Source organism: Lysobacter capsici, assembly GCF_018732085.1.
GTDB classification, from domain to species: Bacteria; Pseudomonadota; Gammaproteobacteria; order Xanthomonadales; family Xanthomonadaceae; genus Lysobacter; species Lysobacter capsici_A.
Genome location: NZ_CP076103.1, coordinates 251,268 through 273,169, shown reverse-complemented (window position 1 = coordinate 273,169; position 21,902 = coordinate 251,268). Strand labels below are relative to the sequence as shown.

The following is a 21,902-nucleotide window of genomic DNA, read 5'->3' as shown; positions in this document are numbered from 1 at the left end:
CTGCACCGGAGTCACGACCATGACCTTTTCCCCGCTCGCCGCCACCCTGCCCGCCCTCGCGCCGCTGATCGAAGTGCGGCATCTGCGCCAGCACTACCGCAAGGACGGCGCCTCGCCGCTGGTGGTGCTCGACGATGTCGACCTGAGCCTGCATCCGGGCGAGATCGTCGGCCTGCTCGGCCGCTCGGGTTCGGGCAAATCCACCTTGCTGCGCGCGATCGCCGGCCTGATCCAGCCCAGCGCGGGCGAGGTCGCGTTCTGCGGCACGCCGTTGAGCCAGGCGCCGGCCGACATCGCGATGGTGTTCCAGAGTTTCGCCCTGTTCCCGTGGCTGACGGTGTTGCAGAACGTCGAGCTGGGACTGGAAGCGCGCGGCGTCGCCGCCGCGCAACGCCGCGCGCGCGCGGTCGCGGCGATCGATCTGATCGGCCTGGACGGTTACGAAAGCGCGTATCCGAAGGAGCTGTCCGGCGGCATGCGCCAGCGCGTCGGCCTGGCGCGCGCGCTGGTGGTGCAGCCGCGCGTGCTGCTGATGGACGAGCCGTTCTCGGCGCTGGACGTGCTCACCGCCGAGACGCTGCGCACCGACCTGCTCGATCTGTGGTCGGAAGGACGCATGCCGATCGAAGCGATCCTTATGGTCACCCACAACATCGAGGAAGCGGTGCTGATGTGCGATCGCATCGTGATCTTCGGTTCCAATCCGGGCCGGGTGATCGACGAGATCCGCATCGACCTGCCGCAGCCGCGCGACCGGCTCGACCCGGTGTTCCGCGCCCAGGTCGATCGCATCTACGCGCGCATGACCGGTTCGCCGTCGGCGCAGGCGCCGCGCGAAAGCGGCGCGATGCGGCCGGGCCTGGCGATGGAACTGCCGCAGGTGTCGAGCAACCGGATGGCCGGCCTGATCGAAGCCGTCGCCGCCGCGCCGTACCGCGGCCACGCCGATCTGCCGGCGTTGGCGGCGCATTTGCAGATGGAGGTCGACGAACTGTTCCCGATCGCCGAAAGCCTGCAATTGCTCGGCCTGGCCTCGCTCGACGACGGCGACCTGCACCTGAGCGAGGCCGGCTTGCGTTTCGCCGGCGACGACATCGATGCGCGCAAGCGCGAGTTCGCCCGTCAGCTCGCGGCCAAGGTGCCGCTGGCCGCGCACATCCGCCGCGTGCTCGATGAGCGCGCCTCGCATCAGGCGCCGGCGCAACGTTTCCGCGACGAACTCGAAGACCACATGTCGGCCGAGTACGCCGCCGCGACCTTGCGCGCGATCACCAGCTGGGCGCGCTACGCCGAGTACTTCGCCTACGACGAACAGGCCGACCGCTTCACCCTCGACAACCCGAGCTGAGCGACGGCCCATCCGACCTGCCCATCCACCTTCGACGGAGTCGCGGCATGCGCTTCATCCAGACCTTTCAGTTCTATCCCTTTCTCGACACCTTGATCAGCCTGCTGGCCGCGTTCGTACTCGGCACCGCGATCGGCGCCGAACGCCAGTACCGGCAGCGCACCGCTGGACTGCGCACCAATGCGCTGGTCGCGCTCGGCGCGGCGGCGTTCGTCGACTTAGGCATGCGCCTGGCCGGCAATGCCGAGGCGGTGCGGGTGATCGCCTACGTGGTGTCCGGCATCGGTTTTCTCGGCGCCGGCGTGATCATGAAGGAAGGCATGAACGTGCGCGGCCTCAACACCGCGGCGACCCTGTGGTGCTCGGCCGCGGTCGGCGCCTGCACCGGTGCGGACATGATCGCCGAGGGCGTGTTGCTGACCGCCTTCGTGATCGCCGGCAACACCTTGCTGCGGCCGTTGGTGAATGCGATCAATCGCATTCCGATCGACGAGCAGTTGTCGGAAGCGACTTACGAGGTGCGGCTGAGCGCCGACCCCGACTCGCTGCCGGCCGCGCGCGAGTGGCTGGTCGAGCATCTGGAGGCGGCCCATTATCCGGTCGGCGATGTCGAACTCGACGAGCATGGCGAAGGTGCGGTGGAGATCGTCGCGACCTTGGTGAGCACCGCAGTGGATGCGAAGGAACTGGACGCGGTGGTGGAGCGATTGCGACGCATGCCGGGAGTGCGGCATGTGGCCTGGGAGTCGAGTACGCGGGATTGAGCTGAGCGGCGATCGGAGCGAAAGGCGTCGGGCCTGAAGGCCCTCCCACAACAGCCCTGGCAAGGGTCGGCCACCCTTGTGGGAGGGCCTTCAGGCCCGACGCTTTTCTCTCAGCCGCCCGGAACTTTGCTGGCGATGTCGGCGCGCAGGCGCGCAAAGGCCGGCTGCGCCTGCAACGGCGCATACAACGCATCCTCGATTTCGCCTTCGGCCCACACCGGGTTGATCGAGGCGAACACGCCCAGATACTCCAGCGCCTTGTCGGACTCGCCCAGTTGCATCGCCAGCCGCGCCGCGCGGCGCCAGATCCGGTCCCATTGGTGGCTCAAGCCCAGGGCCTGGCTGCGCGCGGCACGCGCGGCCTCGACGTCGTTGTCGCGCGCCGCGCGCTCGGCGCGCAGCATCGCCTGGTGGGCATAGAACTGATCGGTCAGGCGGCTCAGATCGCCGACCGGATCGGCCGATCCGTCCACGCGCAGATCGATGTCCTGCCAGTCGCCCGCGACCGTGCTGACCCGCAACGCCGCCGACATGCGGCCGTTGCGCTGGCCGCCGGCGCGTTCGCCGGCGCGCAGGCTCGCCATCAGGCGATCGCCCAATGGACGCTTGCGATCGGCGCCGCGAAAGGTCTCCACCATCGCGTTCAAGACTGCCTCGGAGGCCAATCCGTTGCCGGCGACGCTGCAACTGTCGCCCGGGCCCGCGCCTTGCGAGGTCTGCGCGCCCCACACGCCGGCCGCGGCCTTGGTGCCGGTATAGACCGCGCCGTTGCCGTCCGCGTCGATCACGATGAGCTGACGCTCGTCGATGCCGCTGCCGTCGAAATTGCCGTCCTGCGCGAGCAAGGCGTTGATGGTCTTGCCCGGGCTCGTGCCCTTGGCCAGCAAGGCCAGCGCCTTGGGGCCGTAATGCGGGTTGGTCTCGAATTGAGTCGCCAACGCGCCGACCTTGGCCTGGGCGTAGATCACGCTGGCGCCGACGGCGAGGTTGTGGGTGGCGACCGCGGCGCCGCAATCGCCTTGATGATCGCAGGCGATGATCGAGTAGGTCGCGCCGGCCGGCGCGGCCGCGAGCCCGGCGAACACGGCGAGGACGTAGGCGATGCGGCGGGTTCGGGTGCGCATGGAACGTCCTGTTCGTAAGCGGAGCATCGGTGATGCGAAAGCGGCCGATTCTGGAGCCGATGTTTCTGGAGCCTTTGCTTCCAGAGCTGTTGATTCTAAAGCCGCTGATTGCATGGAAGCAGATGCGGGAAGCATCGGCTTGATGCGGATGCGATCGTTCCACCGCGCCAGCGATGCTCGATGTGGCGGTCCTGGGTCAACCACTCTGCGCCGCGCGCGCCAACAACAACTCACGCTCGCGCGTATTGCGCGTGAGCGCGGCCGCGCGTTCGAACTCGACCCGCGCTTCCTCGCGGCGGCCGAGCTTGAACAGCAGGTCGCCGCGCACCGTCGGCAGCAGGTGATAGCTTTTCATCGACGGCTCGTCGAGCAAGGTATCGACCAACTCCAGACCGGCCGCCGGGCCGAACGCCATCGACAATGCGACCGCGCGGTTGAGTTCGATCACCGGCGACGGCGTGCGCAGCGCGAGTTGCTGGTATAGCGCGGCGATGCGCGGCCATGGTGTGTCCTGCGCGGTTGCCGCGCGCGCATGGCAGGCGGCGATCGCGGCCTGCAAGGCGTAGGGTCCGTTGGAGCCGCTCAGCTGCACCGCGCGTTCCAGCGCGCTCAGGCCGCGCTGGATCTGCATGCGGTCCCAGCGCGCGCGGTCCTGATCCAGCAGCAGGATCGGCTGCCCGTCCGGGCCGGTGCGCGCCTTGGAGCGCGAGGCCTGGATTTCCATCAGCGCGACCAAGCCATGCACCTCGGCTTCCTTCGGCATCAGCCCGGCCAGGATGCGACCGAGCCGCAGCGCGTCCTCGCACAGGCCCGGGCGCATCCAGTCGTCGCCGGCGGTCGCCGAATAGCCTTCGTTGAAGATCAGGTAGATCACTTCCAGCACCGACGACAGCCGCTGCGCGAGTTCCTCGCCGCGCGGCACCTCGAACGGCACCTGCGCATCGGCCAGGGTGCGCTTGGCGCGCACGATGCGCTGGGCGATGGTCGGTTCGCTGGCCAGGAAGGCGCGTGCGATCTCGTCGGTGGTCAGGCCGCCGAGCAGGCGCAGGGTCAGCGCCAGCCGCGCCTCGGTCGACAGCACCGGATGGCAGGAGATGAACACCAATCGCAGCAAGTCGTCGCCGATGTCGTCGTCGAGCTTGTCGAAGAACGCGTCCTCGACTTCGTCCTGGCTGGCCTCGATCTCACGCCCGATTTCCTCGTGCTTGCGGTCGAGCAGCTTCTTGCGCCGCAGCCGGTCGATCGCGCGGTTCTTGGCGGTCTGCATCAGCCAGGCGCCGGGGTTGTCCGGCACGCCGCTTTCGGGCCATTTTTCCAGCGCGACCACCAGCGCGTCCTGGGCGAGTTCCTCGGCCAGGCCGACATCGCGCACCATGCGGGTCAGGCCGGCGATCAGCTTGGCCGATTCGATCCGCCAAACCGCATCGATGGCCTTGTGCGTGGCGCTGGAAGAGTGGGGGTCCGTCACGGCGACCGATCAGACCACCTCGGGCGCGGCGATGCAAGGGCATGCGTTTTCAGGTCGCGGCCACCGTCAGGCGTCGATCCGGATCACTCGGGGCAACCGATCCCGGCGCGAACGCAGTTGATCATCCACGGCACGCCGAAGCGGTCGGTGACGATGCCGTAGCTCAAGGCCCAGAAGGTTTCCTGCAGCGGCATCTGCACGCGGCCGCCGTCGGCCAGCGCGGCGTAGATGCGCTCGGCGTCGGCCGGGTCGTTGAGCATCAGCGCGACGTGCGCGCCGACGACGCCCTGGTAGGGATGCGCGTCGGTGGCGTCGGTGCCCATCAGCATGCAGCCGTCGAGTTCGTAGCAGCCGTGCATGATCTTGTCGCGGTCGGCGGCATCGAATTCGCCGCCGTCGCAGCCGGCGTTGTCGCCGAACGGCATCAGCGCGAGGATCTTGCCGCCGAGGGTCTTGAGGTAGAACTCGAACGCCTGGCGGCAGTCGCCGTTGAAGGACAGGTAGGTGACCAGTTGCATGATGGGCTCCGGGTGGGTGGGGCGTTGGAAGTCGGTGCGGCGAGTCGGCATGGCGGTTCGCCGGGAAGGACGGGGATGGGGCTTGGTGGCGATCGGGTCGAAAGGCGTCGGGGCTGAAGCCCCTCCCGCAAAAGACCTCGGGGCGTTCGCGTCGAGCGCGGCGGGTTCACCGCGAACACGCCACCTGCGCGACGTGCGGCGCGTTCGCGAAGACAGTCAGCCGGCTTGCGCGGCCACTTGCTCGCGCAGGCGCTGTTCGGCCGCGTGCAGCTCAGGGCTGAGCGCATCGCCGAAATCGGCCGCGTCGAACACCGGGCGGATCTCGATCTGCGCCGGTGAGCCGTCCAGGCTCGGCACCCGCTTGACCCACTCGATCGCCTCGTCCAGCGAACGCGCCTGGATCAGCCAGAACCCGGCGATCAGTTCGTCGCTGTGGGCGAACGGCCCGTCCTCGACCCGGCGGCCGCGGCCGTCGAAATGCACGCGCGCGCCCTGGGCGCTGGCCTGCAGCCCTTCGGCGGCGAGCAGCACGCCGGCGCGAACCAGTTCCTCGTTGTAGGCGCCCATCGCGTTCAGCAGCGCGGCGTCGGGCAGCACGCCGGCCTCGCTGCGGGCATCGGCCTTGACTATCAGCATGAATTTCATCGTCCTCGCTCCTCGTCGGCGAGCCGGCCCCGGGTCCCGGCGGGTCCCGGCCGGGCTGGCTTCATGAAGGCGACGAATGGGGTGGGGCGGAATCGACAGGCGGTTGGGGCCGGGAATCGGGAATCGGGAATCGGGAGTCGGGAATCGGGAATCGGGAATCGGGAGTCGTAAAAGCTCACGGCTTCGAGCTGAATCGGTGCGGGCGGTAGTCGAGGGCTTGGGTGGCCGCAAGCGCGAAGACCTGCTCCGCGGCGGGCGCGGAGCAGGTCTTCGGGGGGTTTACCGGCCGGTCGCGGCGGCGGCGGTCCGGTCCGCCGCGATCGATACGCCTTACTGGAAGTTGTACTTCACCCCGACCGTGAAATAGCGGCCGATCGCGCCGCTGGAGTGCATCGGGTTGTAGTTGATCGCGCCGTAGGTCAGCGGGTCGAGCGGGGCGATCTTGTCGGTCAGGTTCTGGATCGAGCCGAACACTTCTACCCCGTCCTTGGCCTTCCAGCGGCTGGACAGGTCGACGGTGGTGAACGAGGGAATGCGGCAACCACCCGGCGCGGGGCTGCCGTCGGCGTAGCGGCTGGCGCACACGTCGCCTTCGGAGCGCACGTTCTTGAAGCCGGAAATGTAGTTGACCACGCCGCTCAGGCTCCAGTTGCCCAGTTCCCAGGTCGCGCCGAAGTTGATCCGGTCCTTGGGCGTGCCGATGCAGTTGGTCACGTCGCAGTTGCCGTGGGTGCCGGCGAATTCCAGCGAACTGCCGTCGAGTTCCTCGCGTTCGAAGGTGGTGATGTGGCTCCACTGCAGATCCAGGTTGAGCTTGCCGGCCGAATCCAGATCGAAGCCCTGGCGCACGTCCAGGTCGATGCCGCGCACGGTGGTCGAGGCCGAGTTGACGTAGTTGGCGAGCGCGGCGAGCAAGGTGCCGGTGTTGGGCTGGCCAGCCAGGTTGTTGTCGCTGCGGATCACGTGGCCGGCGGCGATCGCCGCGTCGGTGGTCTCGACGTTGATTTCGTTGCTGCGCTTGATCTGCCAGCCGTCGAGGGTGAGCGTGGTGCTGTTGGTCGGTTCGAACACCAGCCCGACCGTGTAGCTCTTGGACTCCTCGGCCTTGAGGTCGGGATTGGGGCTGGTGATCACCGCGATCTGGATGTCGCAGTCGCGCACGCTCGCGCCGGGCGCGGGATTGCCGCCCGGGCAGCGCACCGAATCGGCGGCGGCGGCGAACCCGGCCAGGCCGCCCTTGCCCGACTCGGCCGGGTTCGGCGCGCGGAAGCCTTCGGCGTAAGTCGCGCGCAGCGACAATTGCTTTAACGGGCTCCACTTCACCCCGAACTTCGGCGTGGTCGCGCTGTCGCCGCCCTTGTAGCTGTCGTAACGCACCGCGCCGGACAGCTCCAGGCTTTCGAGCACCGGCGCGACGATTTCGGCGTAACCGGCCGCGACTTCCTGGGTGCCTTCGTAGGCCGAATAGCCCAGGCCGATGATGTCGCCCGCGTCGGTGTAGGTCTGCGGCTTGAGCTCGGCCTTCTGCCGCCGCCACTCGGCGCCGAACGCGACGCCCAGCGCGCCGCCCTTGAGGTCCATCAGCGAACGCGAGCCCTTGACGTCGAACAGGTCCAAGGTGGTCTTGCCGTCAGCGTGGATGGTCGGCGAGATGTAGTCGTACAGCGCCTGCGAATTGAGGTTCGCGTTCTGACCCAGGCGCCAGTAGCCGCCGGGACCGGTGCCGTTGGTGAGCGCGTCGCGCACCGCGCTGTAGCGCAGGAAACCGTCGCGGGTGTTGGTCAGGTCGCTTTGCGAATGCAGGTAGGCCGCGTCGACATCCCAGGCGCCGGCGGTGCCTTTGACGCCGGCCAGCACGCGGCTGAATTCGCTATCGGTGCGGATCACCCGGGGGCCGACGTCGAACGCGGTGTAGCGCAGGTTGGCGGACTGGCCGGGGAACGGATTGTCCGGATGGTTGGGCCCGAGCACGACCGCGCCGTCGCCGGAATCGCCGTTGACCGGACCGCCCGGATAACCCCACGCGCCGGACGCGTCCGACGGCGTGTTGACGAAGGTGTTCTTCTTCTTCGAATAGCCCAGCTCGACGTAGGCTTCGAAGTTGTCCGACAGCACGAAGGTGCCGCGGCCGAACAGGTTCACGTACTTCTCTTCCGGGGTCAGGCTGGTGAACTGGCCGGCCTGCCACAGGCAACCGCCGCCGGGATCGGTCTGCGCAATCGTCGAGAACTTATCGCAGCCCGGCAGCGACACGTATTGGCCGCTCGCGGGGTTCTTGACGTTGCCGACCGGCGAGCCGTCGGCGTCGGCGCCGAGGATGAAACCGTTCATGAAACGCTTGGTCTGGCTGTAGCCCCAGCGGCGCGCGTCGCCGGTGCCGATCCATTTGCGATCGCCGCGGTCGGCGACCTGGATCTCGTCGGTCTGGCTGGCTTCGATGTTGAAGAAGACGTTGTAGCGGTCCTCGCTCAGATTGCCGAAACCGAACGTCGCCGAGGCCTTGGCCTGTTGTCCGTCGCCTTCGCCCGACACGCCGTAGGAACTGCGCACGGTGACGCCGGTGAATTCCTTGCGCAGGATGATGTTGACCACGCCGGCGATGGCGTCGGAGCCGTAGATCGCCGACGCGCCGTCCTTGAGCACTTCCACGCGTTCGACCGCGTCCATCGGAATCGTGCTCAGGTCGGTGAACACTTTCTGGCCGTCGTCGGCCAGGCCGTAGGGCGCGGTACGCCGTCCGTTCAACAGCACCAGGGTCGAGCCCGCGCCGAGGCCGCGCAGGGAAATGCCCGAACCGCCGCCGGCGAAACCGGTGCCGAAGGTTTTCGGGATCGTGCCGGCGCCGTCGGTGGTCAGCGTCTGCAGGTATTCGGCGATGCTGGTCTTGCCGGTGCGATCGATTTCCGCGCGCGTGACCACCTGCACCGGCGAGGCGGTTTCCATATCGCCGCGGCTGATGTTGGAACCGGTGACTTCGACCCGATCCAGCGTGGTGGGTTGCGCCGCGTCCTGCGCGTAAGCGGCGACAGGCGCGACGCCGACGACGGCGGCGGCGAACAGCGCGCGTGCGATGGCGTGGCTGAGGATGGCGTGCGGCATGATCGGCTCCCGTGGGTGGTCTTGCGAATGAACGACAAGGCGAACAAGGCTGGACAGGGTGGATCGGGTTTTGTGTTTTCTGCGTCGCGCGGCGGCTTGCTGTTTCGCGCTTGGTATTTCGTGCTTGATGCCGGGTGTTTCGCGCTTGGCGCGTGTGCTTCTTGCTTCGCGCTTGGTGCTTGCACTTCCTGCTCGGTGTTTGGGTACACCTCTCACAAGCATTGTCGGGAGGAGGTGTGCATGCGGTTGTGCGTCGCGCTTACTTTTTCTGCGCGCGATTGCGTATCCGGATGTGCCTACGTTGTTGAATCGCTTCACCTATCCTTGTGAAATCCGCTGAAAACGCGCGTGTATCGCGTCGTATCGACCGCGACGCAAGCATGCGATCGCGATCGCCGATGGCGCGGGAATCGACGTTAATACGCCAGGGCCGCCGCATACTTCGACGCAGTTCCGCATACTCGCGGTGCGACTTTGCGCAATGTGTCGAGTGTTTGCGGCGCTGCGCAATGCGTCGACGCGATGCAGCGGCTTGCGGATGGATGCGATGGTATGTGCCGTGATGATTCGGCTTTGTTCGCTGACGTGCGATAGCGTGCGTGGTGATGATGTCGGCGATGTGTCGCGCCCTCACCCCAACCCTCTCCCGCAAGCGGGAGAGGGAGACCAGCGGCGGCGTTAATGATCGACGCGACGTTGCGTTGCGTTGAATCGCATTGCGTTGAGTCGCATCGAAACCGACGCTCCCTCTCCCGCCTGCGGGAGAGGGAGACCAGCGGCGGCGTCAATGATCGACGTGACGTTGCGTTGAGCTGCGTTGCATTGAGCCGCATCGAAACCGATGCTCCCTCTCCCGCGTGCGGGAGAGGGCTGGGGTGAGGGCCGCCCGATGCGTCGAAGAACCTGACACGCATGACTCAACCGTCAGGCAGACCGACACGCGCACGCAGCAAAACCCCTAGATCCCGCTCAGCCCGTTTCGCGCACCCCACGCCCGCGCCGCTTGCCCTGACTCGAAGCGACAACGGAAGGCACCACCGGTTCGGCCACGGTGTGCCGGATCGCACTCGCCAAGGGACTCGGCAGTCCGCAGCACGGCGCGCGCGCCGGCGGGTTCGACGACGCGCCGGCGCGCTTGCCGTTGGCCTTGCGATCGGGCGCGCCGGTATCGGCCATCGTCAGCCGTCGCTCCAGGCCGGCGCTTGCGAGCGATCGTCCTCGCGCGTGCGTTGAGTGCGTGCGCGCGGAACACCTGCGCTCGCGCTGCGCGCGCTAGTCGTCGTCGCGCGCATGCGCCGCCCCGTGGGTGGCCTGCAATTGGGTCAGGTAGTCGTCGAGCCGGTCCAGGCGCTGGTCCCAGAATTCCCGATAGCGATCGAGCCAGCCGGACACTTCCTGCAACCGCGCGGGTTCCAGCCGGCACGGCCGCCACTGCGCTTCGCGGCCGCGCGCGATCAGGCCGGCGCGCTCGAGCACCTTGATGTGCTTGGAAATCGCCGGAAGGCTCATGTCGAACGGCTCGGCCAGTTCGGTCACCCCGGCCGAGCCGTTGGCGAGCCGGGCCAGGATCGCGCGCCGGGTCGGATCGGCCAGGGCAGCGAAGGTGGTGCTGAGCGGGTCGGCGGGCATATCAACTGAACCAGTAGGTTAAATAACACGGCTAGTTGAAGCCCGCTCGGCGCAGGGTGTCAAGCGTGCCGTGACGGTGCCGTCCAGGCCCGCGGCCTGAACGACGGCGCGATTTCGTTCAGCCCCTTCATGAACAGCCGCACTTTTCATCGGGCGTCCCGGCGCAGTTCATCACATAATAAATGTGACGCTGTTCGCACTAAGAGGGAAGGGCTGACTCGGCTGCATGTCCCGTTAGTCGTCTGGCCAGGGCATGGCGGTATTCCGATGACGCTTACGTATCCCAACGTGTTTTCCCGCGCCGGGCGGTCTGTCGCCGCGGCGTTCGCGTGCGCGCGCCCGGCCGGTGCATGGCGATGCGCGTAGGCCTCGACTATCGCGCCGCGACCGCCGCCCCGCACACCGGCCCCGGCCGCCAGGTGCTGGCGCTGGAACGCGCGCTGCGGCGCCGCGACGATGTGGAAACGGTGCTGTTCACCGAAGCGCCGCTGGATCATCCGCACCGCGCGATCGCGGTCAGCGCCGACCTGGGCGCGCCGCTGGATACCGAACCCGGCCTGCGCCGGCGCTGGCGCTACGAGGCCGGGTTCCTGCCCGCGGCGCTGCGCGAGGAACGCGTCGACGTCTACATCGCCGCCGCCAACGGCGGCTTGCCGGTGTGGCGCAAACCCTCAAGCGTGCGCCAGGTGCTGTTGCTGCACGACCTGTTCCGGCTGACCCTGCGCCGCCCGCCGGCCACGCCGTGGCGGGCGCTGACCTCGCGCGTCGTCGACCAGGCCGCGATCGGCCATTCCATCGCCAGCGCCGACGCCATCTGGACGCCGTCGCGCTACACCACCGCCGAATGCGGCCGCCTGTACCCGGCGCACGCGCACAAGCTGTACGTGCTGCCCGACGCGGTCGCGCCGCTGCCGCCGCCGGCCGAGCGCAGCCAGTTGGCGCTGCCGTTGCCGCCGCGCTACTGGCTGCTGGTCGGCACCCGCGAGCCGCGCAAGAACGCCGACCTGTTCCTGCGCGCTTGGCTGGACGCGCGCCGCCAGCATTACGACACCCCAGACCTGGTCGTGGTCGGCGCGCCGCGCGATGTCGCGCCCGAGTTGCAGCGGCTCAACGGCGTGCATTGGTTCGAGGCCATCGACGAGGCCGGCCTGGCGCGGCTGTACGTCGACGCCGAGCGGTTGTGGCAGCCGTCCTACGCCGAAGGCTTCGGCCTGCCGGTGCTGGAGGCGCTGGCCGCCGGCACGCCGGTCGCGGTCGCCGAAGGCAGTGCGCTGGAGGAAGTCGCGCCGGTCGACATGCCGCGCTTCGATCCGCACGACCGTCACTTGCTGGCGCAGCTGATGATCCGGCTCAGCCGCGAATCGGTGGTCGGCAGCGCCGAGCAACGCCGCGCGTTCGCCCAGCGCTTCGCCCCCAATGCCTACGCCGCGCGGGTGGCTGCGCTGCTCGACGAATTGCTCAAGAAATAGGCCGGGCGCGGACCGCGACGCGGCGACCGCTCAATCGCCGGTGCAACTCGTCCGCTCGTTCGCGCCCGTGGGTCGCGCCTGCTGGTCCGCCCGCTTATTCGTAAGGCGCGTGCTGCAGGCCCTGCGACACCAGCATGCGGTTGATATTGGACACCACGTGTCCACGTTCGCTGCGCGGCGTCACCGTGAGCAGCCGTTCGACCAGACTGTCGACGCGCGGCCAGAACACCGTGTCGTCGCTCCAATGGCGTCGCCACAACGGCAAAGCAGCGCTGAGCTGGCACAAATCGCCGTCGAGTTCGGCGCGGGTTCGATGCATGGTTCCACTCCCCTGGCAACGACGGGCCTGAGCCCGCCCATCGGTTCTTCTCCCCGGACGAGCCGGGTCGCTGGATGAACCGTCATCGCCGGGGGAAGCAACGACGGACCGTGTGGGACGTCGACGATCGCGGTCCCCACCGCGGGCGTCGTCCTCCCTTGAAGCTGAACGCTAGAACACTCTCTGACTCGAACGCGGCCGAAAGGTTCTTGCCCCACCTTAAATCACCATGTTTTTGTCTAAAAAGTGACATAGGTCACGCATTAAGTGCCATAACACCGGCCACGGCACTGGGGTGGTGATGCCCATCACGCTGCACCGCAGCACGCAGATCGCACTGTTCTGATGGATTTCGTTGACCTCGACCATGCTTGAGGTCGCAAGGTGGCTGCACCGTTTTCACCGGCCCCGCCCATGACCGCCCTGTCCCTGCCCTCGCGCTCGCCGGCCGTGCCGGCCGTCGCCGCCACCAACTGGATCGCGGTCGCCTCGGTGTTCGGCGCCGGGCTGATCGCGGCCTTGCAGGTCGGCAAGGTCGCCATCGCCCTGCCCGCGCTCAGCGCCGATCTGGGCCTGGACCTGCGCGCGGGCGGCTGGGTGATGGCGGTGTTCGGCGTGCTCGGCCTGATCGCCAGCGTGCCAGCCGGCGCACTGGTGGCACGCCTGGGCGATCGCGCGCTGCAGGTCGGCGGTTTGCTGGCGATGGCCGCCGGCAGCGCCCTGGGCAGCGCGGTCCACAGCCTGGCCTGGCTGCTGGCCAGCCGGGTGCTCGAGGGCGCCGGGTTCTTGTTGTTCGCGGTGGCCGGGGCGAGCGTGTTGCAGCGGCTGTCGCGGCCGACCGATCGCAACCTCGTGTTCGCGATCTGGAGTTGCTACATGCCCGCCGGCATGGCGGTCGCGCTGGCCACCGGCGCGGCCCTGGACGGCTGGCGCGGGTTCTGGCTGATCAACGCCGCGCTGTGCCTAGCCGCGGCCCTGCTGCTGCGCACGGGCGTGCCGGCGCCACAGGCCGCGACCGGCGCCACGCCGTGGCGGCGCATCGCCGGCGACGCGCTCGCGGTCGCCGGCGCGCGCGGACCGCTGCTGCTGGCGCTGGTGTTCGCGCTGTACTCGTTGCAGTTCTACGCGGTGCTGAGTTTCCTGCCGACCCTGCTGATGCAGCGCATGCAGGTCTCGGCGCTGGACGCGGGCCTGCTCAGCGCGATCGCGGTCGGCGCCAACGTGATCGGCAACCTCAGTGCCGGCCTGCTGCTGCGGCGCGGGACGCCGGGCTGGCGCCTGATCGCGATCGCCAGCGCGGCGATGGGCCTGTCGGCGGTCGGCGCGTTCGCGCTGGGCCTGCCGGCGCCGGCGGTGTTCGCGCTGTGCGTGCTGTTCTCCCTGGCCGGCGGCCTGCTGCCGGCCAGCGCGATCAACGGCGCCACCCAACTCACCCCGCAGCCCGCGCTGGCGGCGGTGGCGATGGGGCTGTTGATGCAGGGCAGCTACCTGGGCCAGGTGCTGGGGCCGTCGCTGTTCGGCAGCGTGGTGCAGGCCGCGGGCTGGCCGGCGGCCTCGATTCCGGTCGCCCTCGCCGCGCTGGGCGCGATCGCGCTGGCGTGGTTGCTGCGTCGCGGCCACGCGCAGCCGGTGCGCGACTGATCCTCGAGCTTTCGCGCAGCCACGGGACGGTGGCTAGATCGCGGGATGAAGCAGCGGCAACGAGCCATCCGGCCGCGGCGAAGCAGCACATCCGAAGTGCCCGCCATTCACCTAGGGTCGGCCCGAGGATGCTGCGGCGCGGGCGCGGCATTAACGTCGATGCACGCGCGGCCTCCGCGGCGCGAGCCCCTGCGTGGGAGTACGCCCATGTCCATCAACCTGCCGACGGGCCTGCCCTTACCCTTGCCCGGTAACCGACCGTCGTTTCCGGGCGGATCGCCGGTGCCTGGCGTGCACGGTCCGGGGGACTTGCCCGATTTCGGCCTACCGGGTTTCGAAGGCGGCCCGCACGACCCGGGCAAACCGCTCGATCCCAACGCACCCAACCCGCAGCCCGGCAACCACAACAGCGCCGGCGATCCCGGCGCCGCCCACGGCGACGGCCTGTACAACAACGGCACCACCCCGGGCGCGACCGGCGACCTGCTGCGCGAGCTGACCCATCCCAACAGCCGCATGCTGCAGGGCGAATCCGCGCAGAACAGCAACAGCCCGTTCAACCCCAGCCCGACCCAATACCCGGCGCCGACCCTGTCCGAGCGCGCGCTCAACAACGCCGCGCAGTTCGCCAGCCTGGAGCGGCCGGGCAATTTCAACGCCGTGCCGGCGGCGATGGCGAACGCCTCCTCGGCCAACGTGCAGGGCAGCGCCGTGCCCAACGCCGCCGTGCTGCCCGGCGGCGCGAGCAACGGCGCGCTCGCCAACGCGGCCGCGTCCAACGCCACCGCCAGCAATGTCGCCGCGCCGCCGCTGACCCTGGTCGCCAACAACACGCCCAATGCGATCCCGGCCGCACCGATGGCCGCGGCCTTGAACCAGGACGCATTGATCGCGCAGCAGAACGTGCTCGCGCGCCTGGCCAATCCGCAGCACGCCACCCCGCCCGGCGCCAGCGGCGCGACCGCCGCGCCGCCGCCGTCGGAAACCGGCGCGACGCTGCCGTCGGTGCAGACCAACACGCTCAACAACGATGCGCGCAATCAACCGCTCAACCTCAACGACCGCATCGCCCAGCAACGCGGCGACGGCCTGCCCAACAACCAGATCTACACCGGCGAAAGCATGCAGCGCCGTCCGTTGCGTCGCGGCGGCCGGGTCGACAACGCCAGCCTGACCCAATGGCTCTCGGCCTTCGGCCGCGGCGGCGTGCATCGTCCCACCCACGAGCACCAGCCGAGCCTGGAAGTGGTGCGCGCGCTGCAATGGCTGTTCTGGGTGCTGACGGTGGCCGCCTATGCCTGCCTGGCGATGGCGGTGGTGCTGTTGCTGCCCGACGGCAGTCTGGTCACCGAGCGCGCCAACCCCGGCGGCAGCGGCATCGCCTTGTTGCTTGGTGTGGCGGTGGCGGCCGGGGCGTGGTGGCTGGGGCGGCGGCTCAATCGGCGCTGAGGCTCCGCTGGGCGCTTCGCGCGCGTGGCGTCTTTCTGAAACCTAATTTTCTATTTGGCTGGCTTCGGCCTTAGCCACGGCATTTGCTTTGGCTTTGGTTGTGGATCGAGCCTGAAGCCACGCAGTTCATCCAGCGCTGCGAGGTAAAGCACTCGCGAGAACAACAGCACACCCGGAGGGCGGCGCACATGGATGTGCGCCGTGCGCCACCGAGACAGGATGTCTCGTGTGGCGCATGCCTGCGCAAGCACCGATCGTGCGGCTTTTGATTCGAAACAGGAACGCCTTTTTCTTTGGTGACTTTCTTTTGTGGCTCTGGACAAAAGAAAGTTACCCGCCGCTTTAGTGGCGGAAGCTTTTGTTCCTGCTTGCAGCTCTAAAAGCTTCAAAGCTCTAGAGCCTTTGAAGCCAGAGGCAAGGTCAACAGCTTTCGTCCGCAAGCGGCCGAGTTACTTTCTTTTGTCAAAAGCGACAAAAGAAAGGTAACCAAAGAAAAACGCTTTTCTTTGAATCAAGTGCCCGCAAGTGCGGTGCTGACGCGGGCACGCGCCACACGGGACATCCTTGTCCCGGTGGCGCGCGACGCGCATCCATGCGCGTCGCCCTCCGGGTGTACTTTTGTTAACGCGAGTTACAAGCCTCGCAGCGCTGGGAGTGAAATCTGATTTCAGGCGAAAGCCACATGGCCTCCCTGTAGGAGCGGCGCAAGCCGCGACCGCGGGAATACGGCTACGGCGTAGGCTACGACGTTATCGTCATGACGCAGTCGCGGCTCGCGCCGCTCCTACAGGGAGGCCATGGCGGATTACGCGCGCTTGATCGGGTGACGAGGATCGTCGCGATCGGAACGAAAGGCGTCGGGGCTGAAGCCCCTCCCACAAAAACCGTGTCGGCACTGGCGGCTTTGAAGCCAAGCCGAAGCCGTAGCGGCAGCCGAAGCCGAAGCTGCATTGCCTATCGTAAGGAGCGGTGTGAGCCACGAAACGCCGGCGCGACTTGAATCACATCGACGCTACTGCACCAACCCCTGCGCAGTGAACCGATAGTTCTGCAGATCGATGCCGAGCGTACGACGGATATCCTCGCGCGCCGCGCGCGCGAATTGCGCCTGGGTGTCGGGTTCGGGATGACGGGCGAACGCGTCGATGCGTTCGGACAGGTTCAAGGCCCGGAACAGGAAATCGTCGGCGACCCATTGCCGCCGTTGCGGCGCGAGTTCGGGCAGGGTGCTGCCCTGCGCCAGCGAGCCGCGCAATTGGTTGCGCAAGGCGATCAGGCGCGCGCCGCTCGGCAACGGGGCTTGATGCACCAGCGCCCAGTTAACCGCGACGTGGTACGCGGCGACATCGGCGAGGTTGTCGTTGGCCAAGCCTTGCGCCGGTAACGTCCGGGCGAAACGTTGGCGGTAGTCGGCACCGGCCGAACGGCGCGCGAAATCGTCGGCGACGCCACGGCTTTGCTTGGCCATCGCGGCGATCAAAGCCGCGCGCACGCGCTCGGTGGTGGCCGGGTCGCGCCGGAACGACAGGTCGGCGGCGGCGCTCGCGGGCGCACTGGCCGATGCCGTCGTCCTGGATGCCGTGCTTGTCGACGCGTTGGCGCCGTGCGTTGGCGACCCGCGCCGGGCTGGCGTGGACGACGTGCCCGCACCCGATCGCTGACTCAGCGAACGCCTGATCGCGGCATTGACCGCGGCGGTGCCGGCGACGTTCTGCATCGACTGCATGGTCGAGTTGAACCCGTCCATCTGCGGCTGATAGTCCTGCGCCGCAACTGCGCCGCCGAGCGCCAGCGCGATCGCGCCAAGGGCGACGCGAACGCCGCGGCGTTGTTTGCCGGTATTGCACGCACCGCACGCGTCGCCACGATCACGCCGCATCGAAACCAAACGCGCGAACCCACGACGCAAAAACGCAAAAGGAGCGAAGCCAGGCTTCGCTCCTTTTGCGGCGGCTTGCGAACGCGGCATCAGCTCTTGCGGGAAGCCTGCGCGTTGGTGTCGCCGAGCGTCTTCACCACGTTGGTGAAGGTGTTCATCATCAGCTGGAACTCGGACACTTCGGCCTGCGTCTTGAGCATGTCGCTCGGCTTCGCGTCGGCCGGCAGGCCTTCGATCGCCTTGGTCATGTCGGCGGCCTTCTTGTCGGCCAGCTTGCCGGTCAGTTCGGCGATCGCATACAGCCAGCCCTTGCCGCCACCGGCCTTGGCTTCCTCGGTCTTGCCGCGGACTTCCTGGGTGGCCAGCGAGTTGACGAAGAGGGCGTTGACGTCGTTGCTCATGTCGTTCTCCAAAATTCTATCGGTGTGAGAGATAGAGCCGTTCTGCCATCTCGCCGCGAACCGCCCCTGTTTCTGGATTCCATCTTCCCGCCGGGCCCGGGGGCCGACAAGCTATGGCGTACCCTAGGTGCCAGGGGCTGCAGACGTGCGCTTAGCCGCCATTTCCCCAGGGATTGCGCGGCGCCGGCTTCTTGCTGCCGCCGGCGGCCGCGGAATTCGTGACCGCGGCCGCGGTATTGCGCTTCTTGCGCTGCACGTTGCGCTCGTTGAGCCATTCGGCCGCGGCGATCTCGCCGTCCTCGCGCAGGCGCCGGCCGTATTCCAGCGCGTCCTGCACCGCGTCGCGCTGCAGCGGCTCCAGGGTGTCGTTGAAACGGCGGATCTGGAACTCGCGTTCGCTGGCATCGGCCTCGGGCATCAGCGCGTCGACCGCGGCGGCCCAGTCGCGGCGCATGCCTTCGGGATCGATCTGGATCGGCGCGTCCAGGTCCTGCTTGTCCAGGGCCTCGTTGAGCTTGCCCAGCAGGAAGGCGCGATCCTGCGAACTCAGGTCGGGCTGCTGCTGCAACAGGTCTTCGAACGAAGCCCGCAGTTGGCGGCGTTGGTCGTCGGCGGTCGCTTGAGTCATGGCGTTGGCGGTCCATCGGGTTGGGTGAAGGAAACATCCGCGCGCTCACGGCGCGGACGCGGACCTCGCGCGGCGAGGTCGGTCGTGGAGAGGTCAGTCGTGAAAATGCGGATCGATGCTGAGCTCGCCGAGGTTGCGTTCGGCGAAACGGCGCGCGAGCTCCGGGCCGGCTTCGCGGATCGCGTCGTAGCTCGAACGCGAGCGCGAATCGGCGCGCAGCTGCCAGCCTTGCGCAGTCTTGGTCAGCAGCAGATCGGTGCCGGGCAGGGTCTGGTCGGACAGGCGCAGCAGCACCTGGCCTTGCTCGCCGCTGGCGCCGCCGTTGCTGACCGCGAGCTGGCGCACGTGGCGCTCGATCAGATCGGCGAACGCGGCGGCGTTGGAGGTCGGCTGCGCGGCCGGCGGCGGCGTGGCGCTATCGCGCATCGCCAGCTGCGCCTGCAGCATCGCCGAACTCTCGGCCGGCGGCGGCGCGCTGTCGACACGCTCGAAGCCGACCGACTGGCGCTGGTGTTCGTGCGCGCGCTCGCCGGCCGCCTGCTTGCGCGCGACCGCGTTGCCGGCTTCGGCGCGCACTTGTTCGGCCGTCATCTTGCCGCCGTCGGCGGCGCTTTCGCTCTGCCCGAGCAGACGCGCGAGGCCCTCGTCCTTGCCGGCGGTGCCGGCCTGGGCGAAGCCGCCCTGGCGCTGCTGCAGCAGGCTGCGGAACTGATCGACCGACTCGGGCGCGGCCGGCTGCCGCGTCGGCGCGCGCGTGGGCTGCGCCTGCTCGGCCTGCTTGGCAGCTTCGGCGCGCTTGGCATCGGCATCGGCCGAAGGCGAGCTGTTGCGGATCGTGCTCATGGCGACCTCGATCAGAAGGGGCCTTGCGACTGTTGGCGCGAGGCCATCAGCAGGTCGGCGGAATGGGCTTCCTCGCGGCGCTGGCTCGCCGCCTGTTGTTCCTTGCGCCAGACGTCCTTGCGTTTTTCCAGCGCGTCCAGCCGCGCCTGGGCGCGGAAGAACGCCTTGCGTGCTTCGTCCAGCGCCGCTTCGGCCTCGCGCAGTTTTCCCTGCGCATCGAGCAGGCGCTGATGCGCGGCAACGGCGAGTTCGCCGAGATGATCGATATGCGATTCGCGCTGCGACATCGCCATCGGCCAGGGCACGCCCGGCGGCGGCGAATCGAGCAGGCGCAGCCGCTGGCCGGCGCGTTCGCGATTGAGGTCGGCGATCTCGCCCTCGATCGCGGTGCAGGCCTCGCGCCGCGCCTGCACCTGGCGCTGGCGTTCCATCACCACGCCGCGCGCGGTCTCGACCCGGTGCGAGCGCAGTTGCAGCAGCGTATGCAGCGGATAGCGGCTCATCCGAACAACCTGCGCAGCGCGTCGACGGATTGTTTGTAGTCGGCCAGATCGCCGGCCGATTGCTTGAGCAGTTTGCGGATCGGCTCGATCTTCTCAATCGCGATGTCGGCCTCGGCGTCGCTGCCGCGCTTGTACTCGCCCAGTTGCAGCAGCAGTTCGATGTCCTGGTGCTTAGCCAGGTACTTGCGCAGTTGCCCGGCGGCGCGCTGGTGACCGTCGTCGGCGACCCGCGGCATGGTGCGGCTCAGGCTGGTCAGCACGTCGATCGCCGGGTAGTGATACGCCGCGGCGAGTTTTCGCGACAGCACGATGTGGCCGTCGAGGATCGAGCGCACTTCCTCGGCGACCGGATCGTCGCCGTCCTCGCCTTCCATCAGCACGGTGTAGAACGCGGTGATGCTGCCCTTGTCGTTGTTGCCGGCGCGTTCGAACAAACGCGGCATGGCGCTGAACACCGACGGCGGAAAGCCGCGCCGCGCCGGCGGTTCGCCGATCGCCAGGCCGACGTCGCGCAAGGCGCGGGCGAACCGCGTGACCGAATCGACCAGCAGCATCACCCGCTGGCCGCGGTCGCGGAAATACTCGGCGATCGCGGTCGCGACCCAGGCCGCGCGGCTGCGTTCGAGCGCGGGCCGGTCGGAGGTGGCGACGACGATGATGGATTTCTTCAGGCCCGCTTCGCCCAGGTTGTCCTGGATGAATTCGTTGACTTCGCGGCCGCGTTCGCCGACCAGCGCGATCACGTTGACGTCGGCGTCGCCGCCACGCGCGAGCATGCCGAGCAAGGTGCTCTTGCCGCCGCCGGCGACGGCGAAGATGCCCAGGCGCTGGCCGACGCCGGCGGTCATCACCGTGTCGATCGCGCGCACGCCGGTGGCGAACGGACGGTCGATCAAGGTGCGCGCGAGCGGATTGGGCGAGGCGGCGTAGATCGGGATCTGCACGGTCGGGCCGAACCCGCCGCGACCGTCGATCGGATCGCCGTTGGCGTCGAGAATGCGGCCGAGCAGCCCGTCGCCGGCGCGCACCGAGGCCTGGCGGCCGGTGGCGATGACTTCGGTGTCGTGGGCCACGCCGTCGAGCGCGCCCAGCGGGGTCAGCAAGGTGTACTGGCGCGACACGCCGACCACTTCGGCGGTCAGGCGGAAATTGCGGTCGCGCGGGCTGCGCAGTTCGCACAGTTCGCCGATCATCGCCTTCAGGCCGGTGGCGCGGATCATCGTGCCGTAGGCCTCGGCGACCTTGCCGATGCGCACCACGTTGGGCACGCGCGCCAGCGCCGCGATCAGCGGGTCCTGTTGCGGCACCGGCGCGGCGACCGGTTGCAGGATGGTGCGCTGCACGCTGCTCATCGCGCGCCTGCCCGGGCACGGCATGCGAACGTCGCTGCGAGCGCGCGGCGGTTCATTCGCTGTGCTCCGCGCCGTACTCGGCGCCCGACAGCGCGACCCGGATCGCTTCGATCTGCTGGGCCACGCCGGCGCGCACTTCGCCGACTTCCGACACCACCACGCAGCTGAGCTTGTCCAGGCTTTCGTCGTCGACTAGTTCGATCACCCCGACCACCGGATGCGCCTGGCGCACCAGGCCCAGGCCCTTGGCGACGTCCTCGCGCACGCTTGGATGCACGCGGATCAGCAGGAACTGCTCGGCCTGCGCGGCCTCGACCGCGTGCATGACCAGCGGCGGCACCACGCTGCGCGCGTCGAATTCGGGCGAGATCCGCGCGACGATCGCGCAGGCCAGTTCGGTGACGCGGCTGCCGGCGTCGGCGAGCACGCGCGCGCGGCGTTCGTTGAGGTCGGCCAGCTGCTGCGCCATCTGTTGCTGCGCGCGCGCCAGGCCTTCGGCGAACCCGGCCGCGTAACCGGCTTCGCGCGCCTGCTTGATCTCGTCGCCGGCCTCGGCGTACAGCGCGTTGACCCGGGCCAGGGTCTGATCGAGTTCGCCGATCGCGTTCCACTGCTTGGCCGGCACGATGGTGCCGGCGACCGCGCGTTCGAATTGCTTGCGCTCGAACACCACCACCGTACCGGTGGCGCGCTGCGGTTCGATCCGGCGCGGACCGTCGGTCAAACCCGTGCCCGCCGTGGCGGACGCGGAAGACGACAGGTCGGCGGAGAGCGGATCGGCGTGCATGAATGTCCTTGGGTGAGTGCGATGACCGGCGGCGAC

At 68.5% G+C, this 21,902-nt stretch carries 21 protein-coding genes and 1 pseudogene; 7 read left to right on the top strand and 15 right to left on the bottom strand.

Annotated elements, in window-relative coordinates; genetic code table 11:
• The first annotated feature begins 19 nt into the window (after window positions 1–19).
• The 3 genes and pseudogenes from KME82_RS01140 to KME82_RS26925 all read left to right on the top strand — a co-directional run.
• Window positions 20–1,348 (top strand): AAA-associated domain-containing protein, encoded by a 1,329-nt coding sequence (locus tag KME82_RS01140; protein ID WP_215496898.1) that lies wholly within the window; start codon window positions 20–22, stop codon window positions 1,346–1,348.
• A gap of 47 nt (window positions 1,349–1,395) precedes the next feature.
• On the top strand, window positions 1,396–2,112 hold the full coding sequence (locus tag KME82_RS01135; protein WP_215496897.1) for an MgtC/SapB family protein: 717 nt from the start codon (window positions 1,396–1,398) through the stop codon (window positions 2,110–2,112).
• Window positions 2,113–2,117: 5 nt separating this feature from the next.
• Window positions 2,118–2,174, top strand: a pseudogene (locus tag KME82_RS26925) (DUF6053 domain-containing protein); the annotation flags it as partial.
• 48 nt (window positions 2,175–2,222) lie between these two features.
• Here KME82_RS26925 and KME82_RS01130 read toward each other — a convergent pair.
• From KME82_RS01130 to KME82_RS01100, 7 genes are all read right to left on the bottom strand, one after another.
• Complete coding sequence (locus KME82_RS01130) at window positions 2,223–3,236, bottom strand: DUF1028 domain-containing protein (RefSeq protein WP_215496896.1); 1,014 nt, start codon at window positions 3,234–3,236, stop codon at window positions 2,223–2,225.
• A gap of 196 nt (window positions 3,237–3,432) precedes the next feature.
• Window positions 3,433–4,704 carry an RNA polymerase sigma factor gene (locus KME82_RS01125; RefSeq protein WP_252255575.1) on the bottom strand — a complete coding sequence of 424 codons (1,272 nt, stop codon included), beginning with the start codon at window positions 4,702–4,704 and terminating at the stop codon, window positions 3,433–3,435.
• 83 nt (window positions 4,705–4,787) lie between these two features.
• On the bottom strand, window positions 4,788–5,222 hold the full coding sequence (locus tag KME82_RS01120; protein WP_215496895.1) for a VOC family protein: 435 nt from the start codon (window positions 5,220–5,222) through the stop codon (window positions 4,788–4,790).
• Between the two features lie 216 nt (window positions 5,223–5,438).
• Window positions 5,439–5,867, bottom strand: a complete 429-nt coding sequence (locus KME82_RS01115) for a YciI family protein (protein ID WP_215496894.1) — start codon at window positions 5,865–5,867, stop codon at window positions 5,439–5,441.
• 330 nt (window positions 5,868–6,197) lie between these two features.
• Window positions 6,198–8,966 (bottom strand): TonB-dependent receptor, encoded by a 2,769-nt coding sequence (locus tag KME82_RS01110; RefSeq protein WP_215496893.1) that lies wholly within the window; start codon window positions 8,964–8,966, stop codon window positions 6,198–6,200.
• Window positions 8,967–9,935: 969 nt separating this feature from the next.
• The gene (locus KME82_RS01105; RefSeq protein WP_215496892.1) at window positions 9,936–10,142 is read right to left on the bottom strand and encodes a hypothetical protein; all 207 of its coding nucleotides are present in this window, start codon (window positions 10,140–10,142) and stop codon (window positions 9,936–9,938) included.
• Between the two features lie 96 nt (window positions 10,143–10,238).
• A complete protein-coding gene (locus KME82_RS01100) occupies window positions 10,239–10,595 on the bottom strand; it encodes an ArsR/SmtB family transcription factor (RefSeq protein ID WP_215496891.1) in 357 nt (118 codons plus the stop codon).
• 356 nt (window positions 10,596–10,951) lie between these two features.
• Here KME82_RS01100 and KME82_RS01095 point away from each other — a divergent pair, with 356 nt between their 5' ends.
• The gene (locus KME82_RS01095) at window positions 10,952–12,064 is read left to right on the top strand and encodes a glycosyltransferase family 4 protein (protein WP_215496890.1); all 1,113 of its coding nucleotides are present in this window, start codon (window positions 10,952–10,954) and stop codon (window positions 12,062–12,064) included.
• Window positions 12,065–12,158: 94 nt separating this feature from the next.
• Here KME82_RS01095 and KME82_RS01090 read toward each other — a convergent pair whose 3' ends face one another.
• Window positions 12,159–12,383, bottom strand: coding sequence for a hypothetical protein (locus KME82_RS01090; RefSeq protein ID WP_036110785.1), 225 nt, complete (start codon window positions 12,381–12,383; stop codon window positions 12,159–12,161).
• A gap of 414 nt (window positions 12,384–12,797) precedes the next feature.
• Between KME82_RS01090 and KME82_RS01085 the strand changes: the two genes are divergently transcribed.
• From KME82_RS01085 to KME82_RS26920, 3 genes are all read left to right on the top strand, one after another.
• Entirely contained in the window at window positions 12,798–14,024 is a 1,227-nt protein-coding gene (locus KME82_RS01085) for a CynX/NimT family MFS transporter (protein ID WP_215496889.1), read from the top strand.
• A 291-nt stretch (window positions 14,025–14,315) separates the two neighbouring features.
• A complete protein-coding gene (locus KME82_RS01080; protein ID WP_215496888.1) occupies window positions 14,316–15,473 on the top strand; it encodes a hypothetical protein in 1,158 nt (385 codons plus the stop codon).
• A gap of 757 nt (window positions 15,474–16,230) precedes the next feature.
• Entirely contained in the window at window positions 16,231–16,473 is a 243-nt protein-coding gene (locus tag KME82_RS26920) for a DUF6053 domain-containing protein (protein ID WP_430538771.1), read from the top strand.
• Window positions 16,474–16,485: 12 nt separating this feature from the next.
• Here KME82_RS26920 and KME82_RS01075 read toward each other — a convergent pair whose 3' ends face one another.
• The 7 genes from KME82_RS01075 to KME82_RS01045 form a co-directional block, all read right to left on the bottom strand.
• Window positions 16,486–17,352 carry a DUF6683 family protein gene (locus tag KME82_RS01075; protein WP_215496887.1) on the bottom strand — a complete coding sequence of 289 codons (867 nt, stop codon included), beginning with the start codon at window positions 17,350–17,352 and terminating at the stop codon, window positions 16,486–16,488.
• 89 nt (window positions 17,353–17,441) lie between these two features.
• Window positions 17,442–17,753: an EscF/YscF/HrpA family type III secretion system needle major subunit gene (locus KME82_RS01070; protein ID WP_215496886.1), complete on the bottom strand. Its 312-nt coding sequence runs from the start codon at window positions 17,751–17,753 to the stop codon at window positions 17,442–17,444.
• A 151-nt stretch (window positions 17,754–17,904) separates the two neighbouring features.
• Window positions 17,905–18,381, bottom strand: a complete 477-nt coding sequence (locus KME82_RS01065) for a hypothetical protein (protein ID WP_215496885.1) — start codon at window positions 18,379–18,381, stop codon at window positions 17,905–17,907.
• Between the two features lie 93 nt (window positions 18,382–18,474).
• Entirely contained in the window at window positions 18,475–19,224 is a 750-nt protein-coding gene (locus tag KME82_RS01060) for a hypothetical protein (protein ID WP_215496884.1), read from the bottom strand.
• 11 nt (window positions 19,225–19,235) lie between these two features.
• Window positions 19,236–19,727, bottom strand: a complete 492-nt coding sequence (locus KME82_RS01055; RefSeq protein ID WP_215496883.1) for a hypothetical protein — start codon at window positions 19,725–19,727, stop codon at window positions 19,236–19,238.
• Window positions 19,724–21,079, bottom strand: coding sequence for a FliI/YscN family ATPase (locus tag KME82_RS01050; protein WP_215496882.1), 1,356 nt, complete (start codon window positions 21,077–21,079; stop codon window positions 19,724–19,726). The genes KME82_RS01055 and KME82_RS01050 overlap by 4 nt, the downstream gene beginning before the upstream one ends.
• Before the next feature lie 52 nt (window positions 21,080–21,131).
• The gene (locus KME82_RS01045; RefSeq protein ID WP_051547799.1) at window positions 21,132–21,866 is read right to left on the bottom strand and encodes a FliH/SctL family protein; all 735 of its coding nucleotides are present in this window, start codon (window positions 21,864–21,866) and stop codon (window positions 21,132–21,134) included.
• Between the last annotated feature and the right edge of the window lie 36 nt (window positions 21,867–21,902).